This window comes from Microbacterium sp. R1 (assembly GCF_015159725.1).
Lineage (GTDB): Bacteria > Actinomycetota > Actinomycetes > Actinomycetales > Microbacteriaceae > Microbacterium > Microbacterium oxydans.
In genome coordinates this window covers 73,312-98,775 of sequence record NZ_JADDUD010000001.1, presented here as the reverse complement: position 1 = coordinate 98,775, position 25,464 = coordinate 73,312, and the positions used below count along the sequence as shown (strand labels likewise).

Here is a 25,464-nt window from a genome sequence, read left to right as displayed (position 1 = left end):
ACCCATGGGCCAGGATGGAGTGCACGCCAGCAAGGAGCAAGGGAGCACCATGAGCCGCAGCGCCACCGCCGCCACGCACACCATCCGGGAGATGCGGGACTTCCTCTTCACGAACGCGACCGACTACGCCGCGGCGCGAGAGGGATTCGTCTGGCCCGAGGTCGACGAGTTCAACTTCGCGCTCGAGTGGTTCGACGTCATCGCCGGCGAGAAACCCGACCGACCGGCCGTGCAGATCGTGGAGGCCGATCTGAGCCTGCACTCCTGGACTTACGGGGAGCTCTCGACGCGCTCCGACCAGGTGGCCGCCTGGCTCACCCGCATCGGTATCCGCCGCGGCGACCACGTGATCGTCATGCTGAACAACACGATCGAGCTGTGGGAGGTGATGCTGGCGATCACGAAGGTCGGAGCCGTCTCGATCCCGACATCCACGCTCCTGTCCGCGGCGGATCTCGCCTACCGCGTCGATCACGGGCGCGCACGAGCTGTCGTCACGCTCGGAACGCTCGCCGACCGCCTCACCGGCATCGACCCCGGCATCCTGCGCATCGGCGTGGGCGCTGACCTGCCGTCCGGATGGGCGCCCTTCGACGACGCCGCAGCGGCGCCCACGAGCTTCGAACCCGACGGCCCCACCCCGTCATCCGACACGGCACTGCTCTACTTCACCTCCGGCACCACCAACCGGCCCAAGCTCGTGCAGCACACGCACGCCTCGTACCCGATCGGACACCTGTCGACCATGTGGTGGCTCGGCGTGCGCCCCGACGACGTGCACCTGAACATCTCGTCGCCTGGATGGGCCAAGCATGCCTGGTCGAGCTTCTACTCGCCGTTCCTCGCCGAGGCGACCGTCTTCGTCTACAACTACGCCCGCTTCGACGCGAACACCCTCATGCAGGTGATGGACGCCCATCACGTGTCGACCTTCTGCGCGCCGCCGACGGTGTGGCGCATGCTGATCCAGGCCGACCTCGCCCGCCTGACGCACCCGCCACGCGAGCTCGTGGGCGCGGGAGAACCCCTGAACCCCGAAGTCATCGACAGGGTGCGGGAAGCCTGGGGCGGAACGATCCGCGACGGTTTCGGACAGACCGAGATGACGGCCTGCATCGGGAACTCCCCCGGGCAGACCGTCAAGGTCGGTTCCATGGGACGACCTCTGCCCGGGTACCCGGTCGTGCTGCTGGACCCCGTCACAGGAGAGGTCGTCGACGGAGAGGGCGAGATCGCGCTCGACCTGGCGCACCCGCCGCTCGGGCTCATGGCCGGGTACTACGACGACCCTGAGAAGACCGCGGAGTCCCGGGCGGGCGGCTACCACCACACCGGCGACATCGCCGTGCGCGACGACGAGGGGTACCTCACCTACGTGGGTCGCTCCGACGACGTGTTCAAGGCCTCGGACTACAAGATCTCGCCCTTCGAGCTCGAGTCGGTGCTGCTCGAGCATGAGCTCGTGGTCGAGGCGGCCGTGATCCCGAGCCCCGATCCCACGCGCCTGGCCGTGCCGAAGGCCTACGTCTGCCTTACTCCGGACTCCACGAACACCGAGACCGAGGCGGCGCGTGCGATCTTCGCGTACGCGCACGAGCGCCTGTCATCGCATCTGTGGGTGCGGATCATCGAGTTCGTGCCCGAGCTGCCGAAGACGATCTCGGGCAAGATCCGCCGTGTGGAGCTGAGGGCGCGCGAAGCGGAGCGGGTGCAGTCGGGCGACGAGAGCGGACAGCACCGCGACCGCGACTACCGCTGAGCGCTCAGCGGACGATGGCGATCGAGGCCGTCGCCGGTCCGGTCTTGGTGAGCACCGGCTTCGACGTCGGAGCGGGGGGAGCCTTCGAGGCCGGGATCGCGGTCGGCAGTGCCTCCTCGACCGTGCGGTCGGTGCGCCCGACACCGCCCGCGTCGACGATGGCACGCACGATGCTCCCGACGATCAGCATCGCCACGAGCGATCCGCCCGCCAGGATCAGCGGCGTCCAGTCGCGCGCGAACGACGCCGCGAAGCTCATCAGCGCTCCCACGATCCACAGTCCCACCGCGCCCCCGGCGAGCCCACCGGCTCCCCGGACGATGGCGACCGCCGCGACGATCGCGAAGATGGCGGCGAGCGCCGCACCCACGTAACCGATCGGCACCATCACCGCAGCCAGATCGCTGGCCACTCTCAATGTCGTCATGACGACCCCCCGTCAGTGGTTACTCCACTCATTCGACATTAGAAGTGTCTCCCGGGGAGGGCATCCGTCTCAAGTGCGATCCGCATCATCCTGGAGAGGGATATCCGTGCACTGCGGACAAAGCGACGAGATCGTCAGCGACGGCGCGGCCAGCGCAGGCGGCGCGCGCGGAGGACGCGGACAGGCTGGGTGACCACGGCGTCCACGACCATCGACCCGTCGGTCGGCCCGACGATCGCGATGGCCGAGGTCTCGGTGGCCTCCGCCGGGTCGATGGGCAGCCGACCGAGGGCGCGGTGCGCGCGGACGTACGCGGGGACGAGCAGGACGATAGCGCCGAGCCAGGCGAGCGGGTTGCTGAGGGCGACTCCGTCGAATCCGATCCACGCGCCCAGCACGATGGCCGCTCCCACGCGCATCACGAGCTCGATCACGCCGGTGACCGTGGGGACGAGCGTGTGACCGAGTCCCTGCAGGGCTCCCCGCAGGACGAACAGCATGCCCAGCGCCCAGTACCCGCATCCGTTGATGATGAGCATCCGATGCGCCTCGTCGACGACGTCGTCCGACCCCTCGCCGATGAACAGACGGACCATCGGCGCACCGAAGGCGATGAGCAGTCCACCGAGCACCAAGCCGGCGACGACGGCCATCCAGGTCGCCTCGACCACACCGCGACGGATGCGGTCGGGACGCCGACCCCCGTGGTTCTGCGCGGCGTACATCGAGACAGCGAGTCCGAGCGATGACAGCAGGGCCACCGCGAGACTGTCGACGCGGGATCCGGTCGTGTAGGCCGCGACCGCATCCGCCCCCAGGGTGTTGAGCGCGACCTGTACGGTCAGCGTGCCGATCGCGATGATCGACGCCTGGAATCCCATGGGCAGACCGAGGCGCAGGTGCTCAGCGACGTCACCGCTGGTGATCCGCCAGTCCGCACGGCGCAGGTGGAGCATGGGCAGCCGACGACGCACGAACTCGAGGCACAGGGCGACCGAGACCGCCTGGGCGACCACGGTCGCGAGCGCGGCTCCGCCCACACCCCACTCCAGCGGCCCGACCATCAGGACGACGAGCCCGACGTTCAGGGCGCACGACACGGTGAGGAACACCAGCGGGGTCTTGGAATCTCCGATCGCACGGATGATCGCGGAGAGGTAGTTGAAGAACATCGTCGCGCTCGCGCCGAGGAAGCTGATCTGGGTGAAGATCGTGGCCTCGGCCATCAACTCGGGCGGCGTCTGCAGCAGCGCGAGGATCGGACCGGCGAGGAGGGGCGCTCCGATCGTCAGGATCACACTCGTGATGACGCTCAGCAGAACACCGGTCGCGACCGAACGGCGCACGGCCGCGTCATCCCTCGCGCCGAAGGCCTGGGCGATCGGGATCGCGAAACCGCTCGTCAGTCCCCAGGCGAACCCGAGCAGCAGGAACAGCAGGCTGCCGGTCGCGCCGACCGCCGCGAGGGAGGTGACGCCGAGGTGCCGACCGACGACGATGGCATCGGCGAACTGGTACAGCTGCTGCACCACGTTCCCGAGCAGAAGGGGGATGGAGAAGGCAAGGATGACGCGCCACGGGCGGCCCGTGGTGAGAGAGGTGGCCATGAAGGAGCGGCTCGCAGAACTGGGGGGGTTGATCGGGGGTGCGACAAGCCTATCGAATCGATTCGGCGCGACGGAATAGCGGATCTCGATTCCGAGCATCGCGCGGTCGACGGGTACCTTCGGATCGACGCAGTCGACGACGACCGGAGGAAGAAAGTGACCGAGCAGTACACGGGGGAAACCGGACGCGAGCGCGATGTCGCCGCGGACGGAGAGGAACAGCACCTGCGGCGCGCACTGAGCAACCGCCACATCCAACTGCTCGCGATCGGCGGCGCCATCGGCACCGGACTGTTCATGGGCAGCGGCAAGACCATCTCGGTCGCGGGCCCATCCGTGATCTTCGTCTACATGATCATCGGGTTCATGCTCTTCTTCGTGATGCGGGCGATGGGCGAGCTGCTGCTGTCGAACCTGAAGTACAAGTCGTTCAGCGACTTCGCGAGCGATCTGCTCGGCCCGTGGGCGGGGTTCTTCACCGGCTGGACCTATTGGTTCTGCTGGGTGGTCACCGGAGTCGCCGACGTGATCGCGATCGCCGGCTACACGGACGCGCTGATCCCGGGCATCCCGCTGTGGATCCCCGGCATCCTCGTGATCGTGATCCTGCTCGCCCTGAACCTGCCCACCGTCGCCGCGTTCGGCGAGATGGAGTTCTGGTTCGCGCTGATCAAGATCGTCGCGATCGTCGCGCTCATCGTCACCGGACTCGTGATGATCTTCACCGGGTTCCAGCACGACGCCGGCACCGCGAGCTTCTCGAACCTGTGGGACAAGGGCGGCATGTTCCCGCACGGATTCATGGGCTTCGTCGCCGGGTTCCAGATCGCCGTGTTCGCCTTCGTCGGCATCGAGCTCGTGGGAACCGCCGCGGCCGAGACCAAGGACCCGAAGCGCAACCTCCCCAAGGCGATCAACGCGATCCCGATCCGCGTGCTGCTGTTCTACGTGGGCGCGCTCATCGTGCTGATGGCGGTCACCCCGTGGACCGAGTACGTGGCAGGCGAGAGCCCCTTCATCGCGATGTTCGCCCTCGCGGGTCTGGGCATCGCCGCGACCGTCGTGAACCTCGTGGTGCTGACCTCGGCCATGTCGAGCGCCAACTCCGGCATCTACTCGACCTCGCGCATGGTGTTCGGACTCGCACAGGACGGCGACGCCCCGCGCATGTTCGCCCGCCTCTCCCGCCGCCGCGTGCCGCAGAACGCGCTGTTCCTGTCGTGCATCCTGCTGCTCTCCGGTGTGGTGCTGCTGTATGCGGGCAAGGACATCGGCACGGCCTTCGACATGGTGACCACGGTCTCGGCGCTGTGCTTCATGTTCGTGTGGACGATCTTCCTGTGCAGCTACCTCGTGTACCGGCGCACGCGCAAGGACAAGGTCGCCGCATCGACGTTCCGGCTGCCCGGCGGCGTATTCATGGTCTACGTCGTGCTGGCGTTCTTCGTGTTCATCCTGTGGGCGCTCACGACCCAGCCCGATACGTTGACCGCGCTGCTCGTGACACCGATCTGGTTCGTGGTGCTGTTCGTGGCGTGGCTGTTCGTGCGCCGCTCACCGAACCACCTGGCGCGGCATGCGGCACACATCGCCCACCTGCGCGACGACTCGGTGGAGGCGGACTGACGGTTCCCCGTTTCGAATCAGGCGACGGCCGGCTTCGGGACGAACAGGCGCTTGCGGAGGGCGAGGAACAGCAGGATCATGCCGGCGCTGAGGAGGATGTGGCCGAGGCCTGCGATGCCGGCGATCATGCCGCTCGACTCCTGGCCGAGCACCGTGAGGCTGCCGTGCCAGATCATCATGGCCGTCGTGAGCACGAGGCCCGCGTTGTACAGCCAGAAGAACCAGCCGAACAGGCGGCTCTCGGACAGCGTGAACGCTTTCTCGAGGAGCAGGACGATCAGCAGGACGACGAAGCCGAGCACGAGCAGGTGCGTGTGCACCAGGCCGAGCTGCGTCGACTCGCCCTCGGGGAAGTCGTTGATCTTGGTGAACTCTCGGTAGAAGAGTCCGGAGGCGACGCCCACGAGCATGTAGGCGAACGCGGCGGAGAAGAGGCGGCGCATCGGAATCCTTTCGGTCTGATCCCAGCCTCGCCGGGGTGACCGTTCCGGGGATCCATCGAACGGTTGAGAACGGGCCCGTCGAGGGCGCAGCCGCGCGAAAGACCCAGCCGCTTAGAGGACCCAGCCCGTTCAGAGCAGACAGACGGCTCAGAGCAGACCGGTGTCGTGCGCGATGGCGATGGCGCGTGCACGGCTGTCGGCGCCGAGCTTCTCGAACACGTGCACGAGGTGGGTCTTCACGGTGGCCTCCGTGACGAACAGGGTCTTCGCGATCTCGCGGTTGGATGCTCCGGTGTCGAGCAGACGCAGCACCTCGAGCTCCCGGTCGGTCAGGCGCACCCGCGGCGCACGCATCACCCGCACCACCCTCTCGCTGAGCTCGGGGGTGAGCACAAGCGCCCCCGACGCCGCCTGGCGGATCGCGCGCGCGATGTCGTCCGGCGCCACATCCTTGAGGAGGTAGCCCGCGGCTCCCGCCTCGATGGCTCCCAGGATCTCGGCGTCGCGGTCGAACGTCGTCAGGATCAGCACCGCGGGTGCCGGTTCCTGCGCGCGGAGGGCGGCGGTCGTCTGCACGCCGTCCATGCCCTCGCCGAGCCGCAGGTCGCACAGCACGACGTCCGGATGCAGGTGCCGCGCAAGGGCCACGGCCTCCTCACCGGATGCCGCTTCCCCCACCACCTCGACGTCATCGCGATGGTCGAACAGCGAGCGCACGCCGGCCCGCACGATGGGGTGGTCGTCGACGAGCAGCACGCGCACCGCGGTCATCCCTCCCCTCCGTTCCGTCGCCCCTGAGCGGTGCCGCCGAGGGGGATGTGCGCCGAGAGCGCGGTGCCGTCTCCCGGGGCGCTCTCCACGTCGAGCCCTCCGCCGAGCTCCCGCAGGCGCGCGCGCATCGAGCGCAACCCGTACCCACCACCCGTGCTGCCGACGCCACCCTGCGCGTCCCGCTGCCGGTCCCACTGCCGCGCGTCGAAACCGATCCCGTCATCGACGATGTCGAGCCGCACCGCGTCGCCGGCGTCCGCGAGGGTGACCACGACCCTGGTCGCGGATGCGTGGGAGCGGACGTTCGCGAGGGCCGACTGCGCCGTGCGCAACAGGGCGACCTCGGCGTCGATGCCGAGCGACGGCAGGTCGTCGTCGGCGTGCAGCGTCGCCTCGATCCCGGTCTCCTCGGCGAGGCGCTCGAGCATGCGGGCCAGGGCGTCGCCGAGCGCGGTGGATTCGAGCTCGGCCGGCATCAGGGCGTTCACGATGCGCCGCGCATCGGCCATCCCCTCCGCAGCGAGCGCACCGATCTGTTCGAGGGCACGGGTACGCTGCGCCGGGTCGTCCGCCTCCAGGGCGGACCGCGTGAGCATCCCGATCGACGACAGGCTCTGCGCCACGGTGTCGTGGATGTCGCGCGACACCCTGGTGCGCTCCTCGCTCGCCCCCGACTCGCGCTGGGTGCGAGCCAGCTCGTCCTGCAGCGCGGCCATCTCCTCCTGGGTGGCCACGAGCGAGGCGATCAGTCGGCGTCGCTCCCGTCCATCGCGGACGAGCTCGAGGTATCCGCGGGAGATCCCTAGAGCGAAGACCCCGCCGACGAGAGGCCCGATCACGTTCGCATAGGTCGTGGTGCCGGTGTGCAGCAGCGGAGCGGTCACCACGACGACGAGGACGGCCGCGCTGAGCAGCAGCGCCCAGCGCAGGCGCATCACGAACCCGGCGAGCAACCACAGGGGGAACGCGAGCCAGACGAACTCCGGCGACACCACGACCGCGCCGAGCCAGATGAGTGTGAGTCCGAGCAGCCACCACGTCGCCAGACGGCGGTCGGAGGTGCGCTCGCTGAGCAGCAACCCTCCTCCGTACCAGCCGAGGAAGACGAGCGAGAGGGCGAGCACCCACGGCAGCGGGACGCCGTCCGCCGCCGCGCGCCAGGCTCCGACCACGAGCAGCACCACGGTGATGACGGCCTGGCCGATCCGGATAGACCCCACCAGGCTCGCCCACGTGCTCGGAGCGCGAAAGCCTGCCGCACGCTCCGGCCGCGACGACTCCGGTCGCGACGACTCCGGCCGCGACGACTCAGCTCGCATCTCGGGTGCTGGGGACGGCGGCATGCTCGTATTCTCCCCCGTCCGGCCGTTCTCCGCCTCGATCCGCCCGGGATCTTCTCCGCCCTGCGGTTCCCGGCCACCACATCCGCTCGCCGACGATCGCGAAGATCGCCGGAACCACCAGTGTGCGCACCACGAAGGTGTCGACCAGCACTCCGATGCCGACGATGAGCCCGATCTGCCCGAGCGTGACCAGGGGCAGCAATCCGAGCGCGGCGAACACCGCGGCGAGCACGACACCCGCACTGGTGATGACGCCACCCGTCGCCGTGAGTGCGCGCACCATCCCCTGACGGGTGCCGACGGTCCGTGCCTCCACGCGAGTCCTGTGGACGAGGAAGATCGTGTAGTCGATCCCCAGCGCCACGAGGAACAGGAACGAGAGCAGCGGCACCTGCAGGTCCAGCGCCTCCCATCCGAACAAGACTCGGCTCAGCCAGGTGCCCGCACCGATCGCGGCGACCGCGCTGAGGATGTTCACCGCGAGCAGCAACACGGGTGCCACCAGGGAGCGCAGGAGCACGATGAGCACGAGCAGACTGACCGCGAGCACGAGGGGAACGATCAGGAGCAGGTCGCGCTGGTTGCCCTCGCGGGCGTTGAGGTCGGCCGCCACCGGGCCACCGACCACGGCGTCACCGGGCACGGCGTGCGCGGCCTCTCGCACTGCCCCGACCAGGTCGAGGCTCTCGGGCGTTCCCGGCGCGGGATGTCCCACGACGAGCAGCCGGACGAGCGCGCCGTCGGTGCTCTCCCCCGTCGTCGACACCCGGAGCACCCCGGGCACATCGCCGATCGCCGCGGTCAGCGCATCGGTGTCCGACACATCGCCGATCACGATCATCGGCTGGGCCTCTCCCGCGGGGAAGTGCTCGCCGAGCGCTGTGAGACCCGCCGCCGACTCGGAAGCAACACGGAACTTCTCGACTTGCGTGAGCCCGACCGAGGCCCCCGCGAGACCACCCGCGAAGGCGCCGAGCAACGCGAGCGCACCGACCAGGGGCACCCACGGGCGCAGGGAGACGCGCTGCGCCACCGCACCCCACACACGACCCGTCACGGCGGCGTCGCCCACCCGCGGCGCGAACGGCCAGAAGAGGCGCCGCCCGCATACGGCGAGCGCGGGTGGCAGCACCAGCAGCACGGCGGCGAGCGCGATCAGGAGTCCCACGGCCGACGCGATACCGAGCCCGCGTGTACCGGGGATCACCGCAAGGGTCAGGGTCGACAGAGCGAGGACCACGGTCACGTTCGAGGCGACGATCGCCGGTGCAGTGGCCCGCCATGCGCCCACGAGGGCACGGCGGTGGTCGGTCTCGCGCGCGAGCTCCTCGCGATAGCGCGAGATCAGCAGGAGGGCGTAGTTCGTGCCGGCGCCGAAGACGAGAACACTCACGATGCCGGAGTCGAACTGCAGTCCGAGACCCGCCCCGATCGCCGCCGTCGCCTTGTTCGCCAGCTGATCGGCGAGCGCGACCACCACCAGGGGGACCATCCACAGCACAGGCGAGCGGTACGTGACGATGAGCAGCAGCGCCACGATCCCGAGGGTCACCATCAACAGCGTGAAGTCGGCTCCGTCGAACGCCGAGGCGACGTCCACACCGAACGCCGGTCCGCCGGTGACCTGTACGCTCACCCCGTCGATCGGATGCTGCGTCACGGTGCCGCGCAGATCGCGCACGGCGTCCGCGGCGGCATCGTCGTCTTCCAGGGTCAGCGTCGCCTGGATCGCCGCGGCCTCTCCGTCGTCGCTGACGATCGGTCCGTGCGGCTCGCGCCCGGTCTCGGCTCGGACGTCCGCCGCGAGATCGGAGAGAGCGTCGAGGTCGGCATCGCCGAGCTGCGCACCGTCGTCTCTGGTCGCGACCAGGAGCACCGTGCCCTCGTCCGCATCATCGAAGCCCGCGGCGAGCACGGCCGCCCGCGCGGATTCGGAGTCCGGCGGAGCCACATCGTTTCCCGCGGGGAGCGATGCCCGACCCAGCGCGCCGAGCAGAGCGGTGAACGCGACGAGCGCGACGAGCAGGGAGATCCACCCGCCGCGCCGCGAGGTGAGCCACAGGGGAAGGGAACGGAGGGTGCGGAGCATGCATCCAGTCCAGCCGCCGCCCCCGTCGCGGGGATCGGACAGGGGGCTGACACCCCTCTCCACCGTTCGATGGATCCGCCCACACCTGGAAGGGGGTTCCGGTCAGCGGGGTTCTGTCAGGGACTCCCTCGTGATCGTGCCCGCGCGTAACGTCGGGTCCAGCGCCGCCGATCCGTCTGCGACCACGAGGAAAGGACCACCCCATGCACACACGCACTCTCGGACAGGGCCTGCAGGTCTCGGCGGTCGGCCTCGGCTGCATGGGCATGTCGCAGAGCTACGGACCCAACCCGGGCAGCCGCGACGACATGATCGCCGTGCTGCGGTCGGCACTCGATCACGGCGTCGACTTCTTCGATACGGCCGAGGTGTACGGCCCGTACGTGAACGAGGAGCTCGTCGGCGAGGCTCTCGAACCCCTCCGCGACCGGGTCGTGCTCGCGACCAAGTTCGGGTGGGACATCGTAGACGGCAGGAGCGTGGGGCTGAACAGCCGCCCTGAGCAGATACGGCGGGTGGCCGAGGCCTCGCTGCGGAGTCTGCGCACCGATGTGATCGATCTGTTCTACCAGCACCGCGTCGACCCCGAGGTGCCGATCGAGGACGTGGCCGGGACCGTCGGCGAGCTGATCGCGGAAGGCAAGGTGCACCACTTCGGGCTCTCAGAGGCCTCGGCCGACACCATCCGTCGCGCGCACGCCGTGCACCCGGTCACCGCGCTGCAGAGCGAATACTCGCTGTGGACCCGTGACCCCGAGGCCGAGATCCTGCCGGTGCTCGCCGAACTGGGCATCGGTTTCGTACCCTTCAGCCCGCTCGGCAAGGGATTCCTGACCGGCACCGTCGACACCGCGGCCGACTTCGCCGCCGGGGACATCCGCGCCACGATCCCGCGGTTCACGGCCGAGAACCGGGCGGCGAACCAGGCGCTCGTGGCGCACGTGGCCGAGCTGGCCGCGGCGAAGGAGGCCACCCCCGGGCAGATCGCGCTGGCCTGGCTGCTCGCCCAGCAGCCGTGGATCGTGCCGATCCCCGGCACACGGCGCACCGCGCGTATCGCGGAGAACGCCGGGAGCACGGCCGTCGCGCTCTCGGCCGACGAGGTCGCCGACCTCTCGACCCTCGCGACGCGCATCGGGGTGAGTGGCGACCGCTACAACCCGCAGCAGATGGCGTTCGTCGACCGTTGACCGACGTGCGGCCTCGGTATCGTGAGGCGGGTGACCTCGGCCCGCAGCTACCCCGCGACCATCGCGGCCGCTGTCGAGCACGAGATCGTCATCCGCAAGTCGCGCTTCCTGACCCGCATCGAGCCCGTGGCTTCTGTCGAGCAGGCCGAGGCCGTGATCGCCGGCATCCGCAAGCGGGCGTGGGACGCCAACCACAACTGCACCGCGATGGTGACCGGACTGCTCGGCGATCAGGCGCGGTCCTCTGATGACGGTGAGCCGTCGGGGACCGCGGGCATCCCGATGCTCGAAGTGCTGCGTCGGCGCGACCTGACCGATGTGGTCGCAGTGGTGACCCGCTACTTCGGCGGCGTGAAACTCGGCGCGGGCGGTCTGGTGCGTGCCTACTCCTCCGCCGTGTCCGAGTCGCTCGATCTGGCCTCGCTCGTGCGGCGAGCGGCCCTCCGCCAGGTCACGCTCGAGGTGCCGCACGCCGAGGCGGGGCGCTACGACAATCTGCTGCGCGAGTGGGCGACGCATCACGGCGCGACGCTCGGCGACCCCGCATACGCGGCGATGGCCACGCTCGAACTGTGGGCGCCCGAAGAAGAGCTCCCCCGCCTGGCCGATGACCTGGCCGCGGCATCCGCCGGCTCGATCACCCCGGTCCTCGGGGTGGAGCGCATCGTCGACGTGCCCGCCTGAGGCTTGTCGGATCGGCCAACCCACAAGGAGCGGCGGATATCCTGGATGCCGCGGTCGCGGAGGGAGAGCGATGTTCGACAGTCCGCTCTCGGCTTCGGCCTACGAGATCCTCGAAGTCGACCCCACCGTCGATGACGTCGAGCTGCGCCGTGCCTATCGTCTGAGGTTGCGCCAGACGCATCCGGACACCGGCGGCGACGCCGCGGTCTTCATCCAGGTGCAGCGCGCGTGGGAGCTGGTCGGCACCGTCGAGAGCCGCGCCGCCTACGACCGCCGCACCGGCGTACCGACCACGACGCCCGGCGCAGCAGCCGACCCCGCGGCGGAGTGGAGCGGATGGCGCCCGCCCGCAGCCCGCACCGACACCCGCCCCCGCGCCCGCTCCTACGGCCACCCCGGCGGATGGCGTCGTGAGCGCTACCTCGCACTCATCCGCGAATGGGCCGGCCGCGGCGTCGAGGTGCCCGATCCCTACGACCCCGCCCTCGTGCGCTCGGCTCCGCGCGATCTGCGTCGACTCCTCGCCGACGCCCTGGCAGAAGAGGCCACGGCCCGCACGGTGTCCGACCTCGGCATGGGCTTCACGGTGTGGCACGACGTCGCGGTGGGAGCGGATGCCGACGACAAGCTCGATCACGTGGTGCTCGGCCCATCCGGCCTGTACGGCGTGATGTCGGAGGACTTCGGAGGGGTCGTCGGCTTCCGCCGCGGCGAGATCACCGGCCCGAGCCTCGGCACCCGCGCGCCCGTCACCGCCGCGCTCAGCAGGATGCGCACGATCGCCAAGGCTGCGCGCGTGCGCTTCGGCGGCATGATCATCGTGCTGCCTGATGACGACCTCGCCCAGGCCGTCACGCCGCTGGGCACGAGCCGCGGAGTTCCGGTCGTCGTGGTACGACGCAGCGCCCTCGCCATGGTGCTGCGCCAGGGCGTCCCGCAGGCGCGGGCGATCGGCGGCAACGAGCTGTTCGACGTGCGCACGCGGCTGCAGCAGACCGTCCGCTTCGTCTGATCCCGCCTCTCGCCATACCTCCGGAGGAATCGGATGGCATCGTTGACTTCCGCGATCAAACCGGTTTACACTCGTCAAACCGGTTCACCGATGAGCGCATCGGAGCGTCCGGAATCCACGAGGAGGTGGCATGAGCCGCACGACCATCGCCGATGTCGCTCGCGAAGCAGGCGTCACGAAGGCCACCGTCTCGCACGCCCTCAGCGGCAACCGCCCGATCTCCGACGAGACGAAGGCGAAGGTGCTCGCTGCGGCCGAGAAGCTGAACTGGGCACCGAGCCAGAGCGCGCGAGCCCTCGCCACCCGTCGGGCCAACGCCGTCGCCGTGGTGCTCGCTCGCGATCCCCAGGTCATCGCGAACGACTCCTTCTTCCCCGCGTTCATCGCCGGCGTCGAGTCGGTGCTCGCCGAGACCGAGACGGCACTCCTGCTCCAGGTCGTCTCCGGCCGCGATGCCGAAGAGCGCGCCTACCGCACGCTCACCCACGGCAGGGCCGACGGTGCCCTCCTGCTCGACCTGCGCACCGACGACTGGCGCGTGCCCTTCCTCGACGACCTCGGACTGCCCACCGTGCTGGTGGGCGCCTACGACCAGCCGACCGGGTTCTCGTGCGTGCGCACCGACGACACCGCCCCGGTCCGCGAGATCATCGCGCACCTCCGGGCCGCCGGGCACGAGCGCATCGCCCACGTCTCGGGTCCGCTCGACTACGTGCACTCGAAGGCGCGCGCCGACGCGTACGTCGCGGCGATCGGCGACGACGAGCTGCTCCGCGAGGGCGATTTCACCGCCGCGAGCGGGCGCACCCGCACCGCCGAGCTCCTCGCCCTGCCCGACCGCCCGACCGCGGTCCTCTACTCGAACGACACCATGGCCATCGCCGGCCTCTCCTACGCGCGCTCCCAGGGCCTCTCGATCCCGCAGGACCTCGCGATCTCGGGCTTCGATGACGACCACCTCTCCGCCCACCTGTCTCCGGCGCTGACCAGCGTCTCGTCCGACCCCGCGGCCCGGGGCCGCGCCGCCGCCCGCCTCCTGCGGGCAGACATCCTCGGGGCGCAGCCGCGCACCGAGATCGTCGACTGCAACGTCGTGCACTTCCGGGAGAGCACGAGCTAGTCGATATCCGCATCACCACAGCATCACCACCCGCAGCGTCATCACCCGCAGTGTCAAGGAGGACACCATGAAGAAGCTCCGCGCAATCGCCCTGATCGGCGCCACCGCTCTCATCGCCACCGGATGCTCGGCCGGAGGGGGCGGCGGCGAAGGATCCGCCGACGGCACCGGGCCCATCAGCATCTGGCTCTCCAACAACGAACAGGAACTCGCCTGGGGCACCGCAGTGGTCGAGGCATGGAACGCCGAGCACCCCGACGAGAAGGTCAAGGCGCAGGAGATCCCCGCCGGCTCGTCGTCGGAAGAGGCGATCACCGCCGCGATCACCGCGGGCACGGCTCCCTGCCTCGTCTACAACGTGGCGCCGGCCGCGGTCTCGGGCTGGGTCAAGCAGGGCGGACTCGTCGACCTCAGCAAGATCGACGGCGGCAGCGACTACATCACCGAGCGCGGCGGAGAGGTCGACGCCTACGCGAGCGATGGCAGCTTCTACCAGCTCCCGTGGAAGTCGAACCCCGTGATGGTCATGTACAACAAGGCGCTCTTCCAGGCCGCGGGGATCGACCCCGAAGAACCGCAGATGAACACGTACGACGCGTTCCTCGAGGGGTCGCGCGCGATCGTCGCCTCGGGCGTGCAGAGTGCGATCTGGCCGGCACCGACGAGTGAGTTCTACCAGCCGTGGTTCGACTTCTATCCGCTGTACCTGGCCGAGACCGACGGCACGATGCTCGTCGAAGACGGCAAGTCCACCTTCGACTCGGATGCCGGGCGCACCGTCTCCGAGTTCTGGAAGACCTTCTACGACGAGAAGCTGTCGCCGAACGAGGCCTCGACCGATGACGCAATGTCGGCCGGCACCACCGCCATGCAGCTCGCCGGCCCCTGGGCGATCCCCTCCTACGCCGACACGGTCGACGTCGGCTTCATGCCGGTGCCGACCAGCGACGGCCGCGAGGCCCCCACGACGTTCGCCGACTCGAAGAGCGTGTCGATGTTCACGGCGTGCAAGAACCAGGGCACGGCGTGGGAGTTCCTGAAGTTCTCCACCAGCGAGGACAGCGACGGCCAGCTGCTCGAGGCCACGGGGCAGATGCCGATGCGCACCGGCCTCACCGACACCTACGGCGACTACTTCGCCGCGAACCCGAACTACGTGGCGTTCGCCGAGCAGGCAGAGAAGACCGCCGACGTGCCCAGCATCCCGAACTCCGTCGAGGCGTGGCAGGCATTCCGCGACGAGTACTCCTCGGCCGTGATCTTCGACAAGGAGTCGATCGACGACTTCCTCGGGAACGCGGCGAAGAAGATCGACGCGCTCGTCGCCGAGTGACGCCGTGACCGACAAGAAGAGGTTGCGCACCCGATGGCTGGGTGCGCAACCGATCGGTGGACTGTTCGCGCTGCCGTACTTCGTGTTCGTGATCGCGATCTTCGCCTACCCCCTCGCGTTCGCGGTCTACATCGCCTTCCACGACTACTTCTTCACCGCTCCCGGCACCGAGGTCGACCGCCCGTTCGTGGGCTTCGACAACTTCGTCACGGTGCTCACCGACCCGCGAGTGCTCGGCTCGTTCCGCAACACCCTGATCTTCCTGGTCATCAACGTGCCCCTCACGGCCGTGCTCGCCCTGGTGCTCGCCGCGGCCCTGAACACCGGCATCCGGTGGGTCGCGGCGTACCGAGTCGCGTTCTATGTGCCGTATCTCACGGCGAGCGTCTCGCTGGTGGGCGTGTGGATGCTGCTGTTCTCGGGCAACGGGCTGATCAACACGATCCTCGGCCCGCTCGCCCCCGACCCGTCGTGGCTCGTCAACAGCGGACTCGCGATGCCGATGATCGCGTTCTACGTGACCTGGAAGCAGCTCGGGTTCTACATCCTGCTGTATCTGGCGGCGCTGCAGAACGTGCCGAAGGAGCTGTACGAGTCGGCGGAGACCGATGGCGCCGGGGTGCTCTCGCGCTTCCGACACGTCACGATCCCCGGGGTGCGCAGCGCCACGACCCTCGTGCTGATCCTGTCGATCATCACCGGAGCCAACCTCTTCACCGAGCCGTATCTGCTCACCAACGGGGGCGGCCCTGACGGCGCATCGACCACCCCGGTGCTGTTGATCTATCAGCTGGGCATCCAGCAGCAGAACCCCGACACCGCAGCGGCCATCGGCATGATCCTCGTGATCCTCGTCGGCATGCTCTCGCTGGCGGCCAACCGAGCGACCAGGGAGCGATGATGAAACGCACGCGTTCAGCCCCCCGCATCCTGAGCATCATCCTGCTCACGATCGCGGCCATCGGCTTCGCCTTCCCGTTCTACTTCATGATCGTGGGGGCGTTCCAGGAGAGTCCGACGAACTCCCCCAGCGAGCTGTTCCCGACGAGCGGGTGGACGGTCGACAACTTCGTCGCGATCGACTCGCGCATCGACCTGGTCGGCTCGCTGCTGAACTCGCTGATCTTCACAGCCGGCGTGCTGCTGGGGACCGTCGTGTTCGGCCTGCTCGCCGGCTACGCGATCGCCCGTCTCGACTTCCGTGGGCGCGGCGTGATCTGGGTGCTGATGCTGCTCGTGCAGATGGTGCCGTTCCAGCTGCTGATGATCCCGCTCTACGTGCAGATCACGCGCAATTACGGCCTCGGCGACTCGTACATGGGCATGATCCTGCCGTTCCTGATCAACACCACGGCGGTGTTCATCTTCGTGCAGTTCTTCAAGGCGCTGCCGGTGGAGATCTTCGAAGCGGCGCGGATCGACGGTGCGGGCGAGATCCGTCTGCTGACATCCGTCGCGATCCCGCTCATCCGCCCCGTGCTGGTCACGGTCGTGCTGGTCACCTTCATCGGCCCCTGGAACGAGTTCCTCTGGCCATTCCTCATCACGAAGGATGCGAGCCTGCAGCCGCTGGCCGTGTCACTGGCGAACTACATCTCCAACGTGGCGCAGTCCACGGCCAACCCGAACGGTGCGATCCTCGCCGGCGCCACGGCGCTCGCGTTCCCCGTCGTCATCCTGTTCGTCGTCTTCCAGCGCTTCTTCAAGGCCACTGATCTCGGCGCGGCCGTCAAAGGCTAGCCTCCATCCCCCAGCAAGAAAGGGCCCCCATGTTCTCCGGAGCCTCCTTCCCCCTCGGTCCGTTCACGCCCTATGAGGGCAACCCGATCCTGCGTCCGCGCGGCGACAGCTGGGAGTCGGCCAACCTCTACAACCCGGCGGCCATCGTCGACGGCGACGAGGTCGTGCTGCTCTACCGGACGCACGCCGACGACATCGTCTCCCACATCGGTATCGCCCGCTCGACGGACGGGGTGACGTTCACCCGAGAGGATGCGCCGATCCTCTCCCCCTCCGAGGACTACGAGACCTACGGGTGCGAAGACCCGCGCATCGCGCTGATCGACGGCACGTACTACCTCACCTACACGGGCTGGGACCGCCGGAGCGCACAGCTGTGCCTGGCGACCTCGACCGACCTGCGCACCTGGACCAAGCACGGCCCGCTCTTCGACGACTTCGACACCTTCAAGACCATGGACCCGCGCGGCTTCAACTGGTCCAAGGCCGGGGTCATCGTTCCGCAGCGGATGCACGGCAAGTGGTGGATGTACTTCGGCGAGGGCGCGATCTACTGGGCGACCAGCGACGACCTGATCCACTGGACTCCCGGCACCGCCGACACCGAGCCGATGTACTCGCCGACGCCCGGCACCTGGGACGAGGCGCTCGTCGAGATCGGCACCTCCCCTGTGGTCACCGACAACGGCCTGCTGCTGTTCCTCACCAACGGTGCCACCCGTGTGGTGCACGACGACGGCACCGTCGACGTCGACTACCGCTGCGGGCAGATCGCCATCGACCCGGACGAGCCGACGAAGGTCATCGCCCGCCTGCAGGAACCGTGGCTGCGCCCGCAGACCTTCGAGGACATGCACGGGCTCGTCTCGAACGTGACCTTCGTGGAGGGGCTCGTGAAGTTCCACGGAAAGTGGTTCGCGTACTACGGGCAGTCCGACACGACTCTGGCGGTCGCGATCCACGATCCGGCCGAGTCGTGGGGTCGCGCGCTGCGCGACGGCGGAGAGGCGTGAGGACATGGATGCCTCTCGACGCACCTTCCTGACGTTCACGGCGGCGGCCTCCGCGCTCGCCCTCCTCCCCGTCGACGCCGCCAGGGGCGCGACGAACACTGCGACCGGCACGGCAGTGCTGACGTCCGAGACTGCGCGTCGACCACGGCTGACGAACCTCGCCCACCTGCGATTCCTCCTCGCCGATGTTCCCGTCGTCGCGAGCGCGACCCACACCACGTTCGGAATCGAGACGCAACCGGCGGTCCGCGCGCCCTGGACCTACGCCGACACCGACGGCGCAGGCGGCTATCGCCCGGTCGGCGGTGGCACACGGGATGCGGTGACGGGACACTGGTCGCAGGGCGCGTACAACGCCGACGACATCGCCCGCGCGGCCATCGTGTTCCTGCGCGAATGGAAGGCAGCGGGCGACGCGCAGAGCCGTGACGAGGCCCGCGACGTGCTCCGCTCACTCGCCTTCCTGCAGACCGCCTCCGGTCCGAATGCCGGGCGTGTGGTGCTGTGGCAGCAGGAGGACGGCACCCTGACCCCCAGCGCCGTCCCTGTCGAACTGCCCGACCCCTCCGACTCGGCGGAGTCGTACTGGCTCGCCCGTTCGGTCTGGGCCTTCGGCGAGGGCTACGCGGCCTTCCGTCGCGACGATCCGGAGTTCGCAGCATTCCTCCTCGCCCGCCTGCACCTGTGCCTCGACGCGCTCGGGCAGGAGTCGCTCTCGCGCGCCGGGCAGTGGGTGCACAGCGACGGACGCCGGCTGCCGGGGTGGCTGATCGCCGGAGGAGCGGATGCCACGGCCGAGGCCATGCTCGGTCTGGTCGCCGCGACCGAGGCCGGTGACTCACGCAGTCGCGCTGCGTTGCAGACCTACGGCGACGGTGTCGCGGCGATGGCGAGCGACCCTTCGCAGGGCTGGCCGTTCGGCGCCGTTCTGCCGTGGACCGGATCGCTCGGGTTCTGGCACGCGTGGGGCGCCGCGGCCCCCGAGGCTCTGGCCCGAGGAGGGGCGCTGCTGCGTCGACGAGCCTGGTCGGAGGCCGCGCTGTCCGATGCCGGACGCTTCACCCCGCAGGTGCTCGCATCGGGCGGGCCGCACAATGCGTGGGCACCGCTTCCGGCCGAGGCGCAGATCGCCTACGGCGCGCACGGTCGCGTGGCCGGCGCGCTCCAGGCGTCCGCGGTCGGAGGGGAAGGACTCCGCGTGCTCGCAGGACTCGCCGCCGGATGGTTCTTCGGCGCGAACACGGCAGGCGTTCCGGTGTACGACACAGCGACCGGGGTCACCTTCGATGGCGTCGAGACCGACGGGCGGGTGAACCGCAACTCGGGTGCCGAGTCGACGATCCACGGGCTGCTGACGATGCAGCTGCTCGACGCGAACCGGGATGCGGCCGACCTCGCGACATCGATCACCGGACTGCGGTCGTTCTCGGGGTTGCGGGTGCTGGAGGCGGAGACCGCACGACTCTCCCCCGGCTCAACGGTCGAGCGGCCGGAGGGCGGCGCCTGGATCGGTGAAGGCAACCTCTCCGGCGGCGCATACGTGCGCATCCCTCGCGGCGAGTGGGTCGAGTTCGACGTGACCGAGGCGGGCGGGATCCTGCACGGCCTGATCTGGCGGCAGTCCGCCGAGGTCGGCGACGCGGTGTGGGAGGTGTTCCGTGGCCGGAAGCGGCTGTGGCGCTCCACCACGCCCGCCGGCGGCACGGGAGAGCGAGGGTTGACCGAGGCCGACGGGATGCTCGTGCCTGAGCGACTGGGAGGAGATCTGCCGGGCGAGGCCGTGACCGTGCGCTGCACGAGCCGCGGAGACGTGCGTCTTGACGCGCTCGTGGTCCAGCCTGCCGTCGCTTCCGCCGTGTACGCGACCACGAGCGGGACCGCCGTGCTCTACGCTGACGGAACGGGGCGGGACCAGCGCGTCGCTCCCCTGGCTGCGGGGTCGGGACGCGCCTACGAGGCCGATGGCGCGCAGCGCGGGCAGGCTGTCGGTGGGGGAAGGGTGCGCGTCCGCGGAGCCGGGTTCACTGTCACGCGCAGCTAGACCCCCCCTTCCGGGGGGCGCAGGTCGACGGGTAGCGTGCCCCCATGGCGATCACGGCTCGGACCAAGGACTGGCTGCTCGATTCCGATCCGGCGCTCCGCTGGCAGGTGGAACGCGACCTCCTGGGAGAACCGGAACGGGTGTGGCAGGCGACCCGGCGACGCGTGGCGACCGAGGGACTGGGTGCGGCACTGCTCGCGCATCAGGACGCCGACGGGCAGTGGGCCGGCGGAGCGCACTTCCCCGGCGGCTACTTCGAGACCGAGGAGGCGCGTCAGCCGATACAGCCCTGGACGGCCACGAGCTGGTCGTTGAATCAGCTTCGGGAATGGGGCGTCGAGGCCGCGGCGCTCGGAGACACCGCCGAGCGCCTTGCGCGCAACTGCCGATGGGAGTACGAGGATCTGCCGTTCTGGGGCGGTGAGGTCGACGTGTGCATCAACGCCTTCACGCTGGCGAACGGCGCCTGGTTGGGAGTCGATGTCTCCGAACTCGCCCGCTGGTTCCCGGCGCACCAGCTCGACGACGGCGGATGGAACTGCGAGGCGGAGGAGGGCGATTCCGTGCGCTCCTCGTTCCACTCGACCCTCAATGCGTTGCGCGGCATGCTGTCGTATGAACGTCTCACCGGCGACGATTCCCTGCGCGAGGCGAGGCACCGGGGCGAGGAGTACCTGCTGCGCCGCCGACTGCTGTACCGCGAGTCGACGGGCAAGCTCGTGGGCCCGTTCGTCTCGCACTTCGTCTACCCGAGTCGGCACCAGTACAGCGCGCTGACCGCACTCGACCACTTCCGCGACGCCCGCTTGCACGAGGGAGGCGCGTCCGATCCGCGGATCACCGATGCGCTCGATCTCGTGAGGCGGTCACGTCAGGACGACGGCACCTGGCTGCAGGGCGCTGCGCTCCCCGGGCGCACCTGGTTCCCGGTCGATGCCGAGGAGGGAGCGCCGTCGCGATGGCTCACCCTCATCGGCACGCGCGTGCTCGACGGTGCAGACGGCCGCTGAACCGTCCGCACCGACGAGCCGACGTCACGTCGTGCGCCGACGTCGCAGGAGAGCGGCCCCGAGGAAGAGCATCAGTCCCCCGACCATGAGAGCGGCCGAGAGAGTGCCTCCCGTGACCGCCAGCGTGGGCGGCGGCGGCGGGAACACCCGCGTGGTCGTCTCCGACGGCGGCGGCACGATCGTTCCGCCGCCGGGCGGGACACCCGTCGCGGTGGCGACGTTGCGCACCTGGCCGCGGCCGACGTCGGCGGTGGTGACGGTGTGTGGAGGCACCGTGCAGGTCATCTGCGCTCCCGAGCCGAGGCTCGTGGCGGGACAGGTGACCGGACCAGCCGTGGGGTCGCTGACGACGATGTCGTCGATGGTCTGCGCGCCGGTGTTCGTGACGATGATCGTCCACTCGATACGGTCGCCGGGGTCTATGACACCGTTGCCGTTGACGTCGACCGGGTTCGCTCGCTTCTCGAGGGCGAGCGAGTTGGTCCCGTCGAACGGGACCTCGACCGTCGAAGGCGGCGAGACCGGTGGCTGCCCCGACGGCGGGGTGCCCGTGGCGATGGCGGTGTTCGTCAGGAGCCCCGAGTCCACGTCGGCCTGCGTCGTCTGATACTCCGCCGTGCACGTGACGATCTGACCGGGCAGCATGCTCGCAGCCTCCGCCGGGCACACGATCGCGGACAGTGAACCGGAGCCGGAGAACGCCGTCTCGTCGACCGTCACGTCGGTGAGGGTGACGTTTCCGGTGTTGGTCACCACGAACGAGTACGCGAGCGTCTGGCCCACGGCCGTCATCGTCGCAGGAGTCGCCGACTTCACGATGCTGATCGCAGGAGCCGGGACGATGGGGACTTCGGTCTCAGAAGGCGGCGAGACCGGAGGAACGAGACCACCGGGCGGAACCCCTGTCGCCGTCGCGCTGTTCGTGACCTGCCCCGCATTCACATCCGCCTGGGTCAGCACGTACGTGGCGGTGCAGACGATCTGAACGCTCGGAGCGAGGGAAGCCGCGCCTGCCGGGCATTGGATAGGAGACAGCGTTCCCGAACCGGAGAAGTCCTCCTCGTTCACGGTCACGTTGGTGAGAGTGACGTTGCCGGTGTTGGTCACGACGAACGAGTAGGTGATCTCCTGTCCCACCTGATAGGCGTCAGGGGTGTTCGGGCTCGCCGACTTGACGACGCTGATGCCGGGCACGGGGTTAGGGGGGACGACGACGGTCGACGGCGGCGACACCGGAGGCTCACCCGTAGGCGGGGTACCGGTGGTCGTCGCCGTGTTCGTCACGCCGCCCGAGTCGATGTCGGCCTGTGTCACGACGTACGACGCCGTGCAGGTCACGGTCGCCCCTGCCGCGAGCGACGCCGCGCCGGCGGGACACGTGACCACCGGAGGCGTCCCCGTCCCGGAGAACGCCGTCTCGTTCACCGTCACGCCCGTGAGCGTGACGTTGCCGGTGTTCGTCACCAGGAACGAATAGTTGATCGTCTCGCCCGCCGCCGTGAGCTGCGTGCGATCGGCCGTCTTCGCCACGGTCAGCCCCGGTGCCGAGGCGACGGGGATCTCGACGCTCGACGGCGGCGACACCGGCGGCGTGCCCGAGGGCGGGGTGCCGGTCGCGGTGGCCGTGTTGTCGAGGGAGTCGGAGTTGTAGTCGGCGACGGTCGTCGTATAGGTCGCCGTGCACGTGATCTGCGCGCCAGGGATCATCGAGGCGGCTCCCGCCGGGCAGGTGATCACCGGGGGCGTTCCGGTGCCGGAGAACGCCGTCTCATCCACGGTGACGTTCGTGAGCGTCACGTTGCCGGAGTTGGCCACCTGGAACGAGTAGGCGATGGCCTGCCCCGCTGCGGTGATCTCTGCGGTGTCAGCGCTCTTCACGAGGGTGAGCGCGGCCGTGGATGTCGCCGGCACGTTCACGGTCGAGGGTGGGGAGACCGGGGGCACGAGGATGCCCGGCGGGACGCCCGTCGCGGTCGCGGTGTTGGAGAGGGAACCGCTGTCGATGTCGGCCTGTGTGAGCGTATAGCTCGCAGTACAGGTCGCCTGTGCCCCAGGCGCCAGAGGCGTCGTCGGGCAGACCGGGGTCGACATAGTGCCGGAGCCGGTGAAGGCGGTCTCGTCGACGCTGATGTCGGTGAGGGGCACATCGCCCGTGTTCGTGACCACGAACGTGTAGTCGATGACCTGTCCGACCGTGAAGTCATCCGGACCGGACGGCGACGCGGACTTGAACAGCGAGATTCCGGGGTTCGCCGCAGCGATGGTGAGGGCATAGTCCTCCACCTCACCGGGGCCTCCGGTACCCGTGGGCGTAGACGTGGTCAAGCCGGTGCCGTTGGCGATCCGGAACCGGGCGAAAGTGGGGCCCGCGACCGTCTGGGAGATGATCCCCGGCCAGGTGAGCGTCACGGACGAGCCGTCCGGGGTTCCCGCCGGCACGGGCGCCGAGACCCCTTCGTTCGCGTCGAAGACGCCGTTCCGGTTGAAGTCGACCCAGCCGACGAGAGTGGCGGTCGTGCCGGGCGCCTTGTTCGCGACCAGCACCGAGACCGAGTAGCTGCCGGTGATGCCTGCCGTGATGGGGCCGAACGTGGAGACGCCGTTCTCGTCGTTGATGAACTGGTTCGGGGCCGTGCCGCCCACCTGGTTGTCGCCGGTGGCGTTCGCGCTGTACTGCATCGCGGTCTCGGCATCGGCCGACCAGCCGAGGTAGGTCGCGGCGTTCAGCTCATGGGAGACGGAACCGTAGCTGGCTGGCGCGTCGCCGAAGTCGTCGGGGACCGTGGCGCACGAGGGGTTGAACCCGTCGATGCCCTCCCCGCCGCTCTGCGCGCGGTAGCCGCGGACCAGGATGTCGCTGGTGCCGGTCGTGTCTCCGGGGCCGCAGCGCGGGGTCGGTGTCTGGAGTCCGCCGTTGGTGTTGAAGTCCTGCCCGATGGTCAGGACCGTCGGGGTGGCGGCGAGGTCGACGCGGAGCTCCCCGGCCCCAGTGAGGATCATCGGTCGGCAGGTGATCTGCACCGACGACGGCCAGCGCGCCCCGTTGTCGCCGACATAGGTCGTGCCCGTGATGCGGTGCACGAACGTGTTGGCCGGGCAGGTGCCGGTCTGCAGGTTTCCACGGCTCTGGTCGTAGACCGGTCCGTTGATCCAGGTGGGGTTCACGGTGCCCGTGACGACGCCGGCATTGCTCACCGTGATCGTCGAGCACTGAAGAGCGAAGCGCACCAGGATCGAGTTCGCATTGGGGCTGACCGGAGAGGTCTGCTGACGGTTCTCGGTCTGCACCCCGGTGAGGACGGAGTTCGACGGACACTCGGTCGGCGCGGTCAGGTCTTTGTCCGATCCGACGATCGGGCCCTCGTAGGACGGGCCCAGGTACAGCTGTGCGGCGTCACCGGGGGCGGCGCTCGCCGTCGTCGCAGGGACGACGAGCCCTGCCAGCACGAGAGTCAGCAGTGCGACGACGGCGAAAGGCTTGCGACGCGCACGGGAGACAGGAAGACGAGCCAGAAACGATCTGCGCTGCTTTTCTCGCGCAGAGGACAGGACACCGGGCTGGCTGGTCTGAGACGGCATCGAGGCTCCCTCGGCTTCGCTCGCGCGACCACCACGCCGCCCAAGCTGTGATTTTGCCCAGAGTAACGGAGGGCTCGCCGGAATCCCAGGTCTTTTTGGGGACCTCACCTGGGTTAGATCTCCGGTTCTCCCCGCAGCCGGACGCGGCATGCCGGAATTCTTTCTTTTGAGTTATTCAAAAAACAAGGTAGCCTCGGGGGATGGAGACAGAACTCGACTCGGCGCTTCGCGGCGCTGGGCTTCGGGCGACCGCGGGCCGCGTCGCCGTTCTCGAGGCTCTCGACTCCATGGCCCATACGGATGCGGAGCGGGTCTACCGCGCCGTGTCCGAAGTGCTGCCGACCACGTCGATCCAGTCGGTGCACAACATCCTCGCGGACCTGACGACGGCGGGTCTCATCCGCCGGATCGAACCGGCAGGTTCCGCAGCGCTCTACGAGCGGCGCATCGATGACAACCACCACCACGTCGTCTGCACCTCCTGCGGTGCGATCGGCGATGTGGACTGCGTCGTCGGTGAAGCTCCGTGTCTCACCCCGTCCTCGACGGGGGGATTCACCGTCCAGACAGCCGAAGTCACCTTCTGGGGCCTGTGCCCCAGTTGCCAGAACGCCGCGCAGTAGCAGGGCCGCCGATCGCCCGTCCCCGGATGGGGGTGATCGTCGCGCCCACGCGGA

General features: G+C 69.2%; 20 protein-coding genes. 13 read left to right on the top strand and 7 right to left on the bottom strand.

All coding sequences use genetic code 11. The annotated features are described in order from the left end of the window. The first annotated feature begins 49 nt into the window (after positions 1–49). The gene (locus ILP86_RS00370) at positions 50–1,759 is read left to right on the top strand and encodes an AMP-binding protein (RefSeq protein ID WP_193761125.1); all 1,710 of its coding nucleotides are present in this window, start codon (positions 50–52) and stop codon (positions 1,757–1,759) included. A gap of 4 nt (positions 1,760–1,763) precedes the next feature. Here ILP86_RS00370 and ILP86_RS00365 read toward each other — a convergent pair whose 3' ends face one another. Then, the gene (locus ILP86_RS00365; RefSeq protein WP_127012806.1) at positions 1,764–2,186 is read right to left on the bottom strand and encodes a hypothetical protein; all 423 of its coding nucleotides are present in this window, start codon (positions 2,184–2,186) and stop codon (positions 1,764–1,766) included. Between the two features lie 134 nt (positions 2,187–2,320). Then, positions 2,321–3,793, bottom strand: coding sequence for an MATE family efflux transporter (locus ILP86_RS00360; protein WP_061015887.1), 1,473 nt, complete (start codon positions 3,791–3,793; stop codon positions 2,321–2,323). A gap of 156 nt (positions 3,794–3,949) precedes the next feature. On the opposite strand from ILP86_RS00360, the gene cycA reads away from it, so the two are divergent. Next, entirely contained in the window at positions 3,950–5,419 is a 1,470-nt protein-coding gene (gene cycA, locus ILP86_RS00355) for a D-serine/D-alanine/glycine transporter (RefSeq protein ID WP_046748597.1), read from the top strand. Positions 5,420–5,436: 17 nt separating this feature from the next. Here cycA and ILP86_RS00350 read toward each other — a convergent pair whose 3' ends face one another. The 4 genes from ILP86_RS00350 to ILP86_RS00335 all read right to left on the bottom strand — a co-directional run bounded on the left by ILP86_RS00350 (position 5,437) and on the right by ILP86_RS00335 (position 10,065). Continuing rightward, positions 5,437–5,862, bottom strand: coding sequence for a DUF2871 domain-containing protein (locus ILP86_RS00350; RefSeq protein WP_046748596.1), 426 nt, complete (start codon positions 5,860–5,862; stop codon positions 5,437–5,439). 147 nt (positions 5,863–6,009) lie between these two features. Further along, positions 6,010–6,633 carry a response regulator transcription factor gene (locus ILP86_RS00345; RefSeq protein ID WP_046748595.1) on the bottom strand — a complete coding sequence of 208 codons (624 nt, stop codon included), beginning with the start codon at positions 6,631–6,633 and terminating at the stop codon, positions 6,010–6,012. Then, positions 6,630–7,853 (bottom strand): sensor histidine kinase, encoded by a 1,224-nt coding sequence (locus ILP86_RS00340; RefSeq protein WP_308431867.1) that lies wholly within the window; start codon positions 7,851–7,853, stop codon positions 6,630–6,632. Before ILP86_RS00340 ends, ILP86_RS00345 begins: the two co-directional genes overlap by 4 nt. Before the next feature lie 88 nt (positions 7,854–7,941). Beyond that, a complete protein-coding gene (locus tag ILP86_RS00335; RefSeq protein ID WP_193761123.1) occupies positions 7,942–10,065 on the bottom strand; it encodes an MMPL family transporter in 2,124 nt (707 codons plus the stop codon). 203 nt (positions 10,066–10,268) lie between these two features. Here ILP86_RS00335 and ILP86_RS00330 point away from each other — a divergent pair, with 203 nt between their 5' ends. From ILP86_RS00330 to ILP86_RS00285, 10 genes are all read left to right on the top strand, one after another. Beyond that, the gene (locus ILP86_RS00330; RefSeq protein ID WP_193761122.1) at positions 10,269–11,255 is read left to right on the top strand and encodes an aldo/keto reductase; all 987 of its coding nucleotides are present in this window, start codon (positions 10,269–10,271) and stop codon (positions 11,253–11,255) included. Between the two features lie 30 nt (positions 11,256–11,285). After that, complete coding sequence (locus ILP86_RS00325) at positions 11,286–11,939, top strand: YigZ family protein (RefSeq protein ID WP_113681717.1); 654 nt, start codon at positions 11,286–11,288, stop codon at positions 11,937–11,939. A 70-nt stretch (positions 11,940–12,009) separates the two neighbouring features. Then, positions 12,010–12,951 carry a J domain-containing protein gene (locus tag ILP86_RS00320; RefSeq protein WP_179515710.1) on the top strand — a complete coding sequence of 314 codons (942 nt, stop codon included), beginning with the start codon at positions 12,010–12,012 and terminating at the stop codon, positions 12,949–12,951. Between the two features lie 130 nt (positions 12,952–13,081). Further along, entirely contained in the window at positions 13,082–14,071 is a 990-nt protein-coding gene (locus ILP86_RS00315) for a LacI family DNA-binding transcriptional regulator (protein ID WP_179515709.1), read from the top strand. 67 nt (positions 14,072–14,138) lie between these two features. Continuing rightward, positions 14,139–15,404 (top strand): extracellular solute-binding protein, encoded by a 1,266-nt coding sequence (locus ILP86_RS00310; protein ID WP_113681484.1) that lies wholly within the window; start codon positions 14,139–14,141, stop codon positions 15,402–15,404. 4 nt (positions 15,405–15,408) lie between these two features. Next, positions 15,409–16,305 carry a carbohydrate ABC transporter permease gene (locus ILP86_RS00305; protein WP_113681483.1) on the top strand — a complete coding sequence of 299 codons (897 nt, stop codon included), beginning with the start codon at positions 15,409–15,411 and terminating at the stop codon, positions 16,303–16,305. Then, positions 16,302–17,144 carry a carbohydrate ABC transporter permease gene (locus ILP86_RS00300; protein WP_113681482.1) on the top strand — a complete coding sequence of 281 codons (843 nt, stop codon included), beginning with the start codon at positions 16,302–16,304 and terminating at the stop codon, positions 17,142–17,144. Before ILP86_RS00305 ends, ILP86_RS00300 begins: the two co-directional genes overlap by 4 nt. 29 nt (positions 17,145–17,173) lie before the next feature. Further along, positions 17,174–18,157 (top strand): glycoside hydrolase family 130 protein, encoded by a 984-nt coding sequence (locus tag ILP86_RS00295; protein WP_193761121.1) that lies wholly within the window; start codon positions 17,174–17,176, stop codon positions 18,155–18,157. Positions 18,158–18,161: 4 nt separating this feature from the next. Further along, positions 18,162–20,198, top strand: a complete 2,037-nt coding sequence (locus tag ILP86_RS00290; RefSeq protein ID WP_193761120.1) for a hypothetical protein — start codon at positions 18,162–18,164, stop codon at positions 20,196–20,198. Between the two features lie 44 nt (positions 20,199–20,242). Continuing rightward, a complete protein-coding gene (locus tag ILP86_RS00285) occupies positions 20,243–21,208 on the top strand; it encodes a squalene cyclase (RefSeq protein WP_113680089.1) in 966 nt (321 codons plus the stop codon). A gap of 24 nt (positions 21,209–21,232) precedes the next feature. On the opposite strand, the gene ILP86_RS00280 is transcribed toward ILP86_RS00285, so the two are convergent. Further along, entirely contained in the window at positions 21,233–24,787 is a 3,555-nt protein-coding gene (locus tag ILP86_RS00280) for a GEVED domain-containing protein (RefSeq protein WP_193761119.1), read from the bottom strand. Between the two features lie 200 nt (positions 24,788–24,987). Between ILP86_RS00280 and ILP86_RS00275 the strand changes: the two genes are divergently transcribed. Continuing rightward, the gene (locus ILP86_RS00275; protein ID WP_058632292.1) at positions 24,988–25,410 is read left to right on the top strand and encodes a Fur family transcriptional regulator; all 423 of its coding nucleotides are present in this window, start codon (positions 24,988–24,990) and stop codon (positions 25,408–25,410) included. Positions 25,411–25,464: the final 54 nt, after the last annotated feature.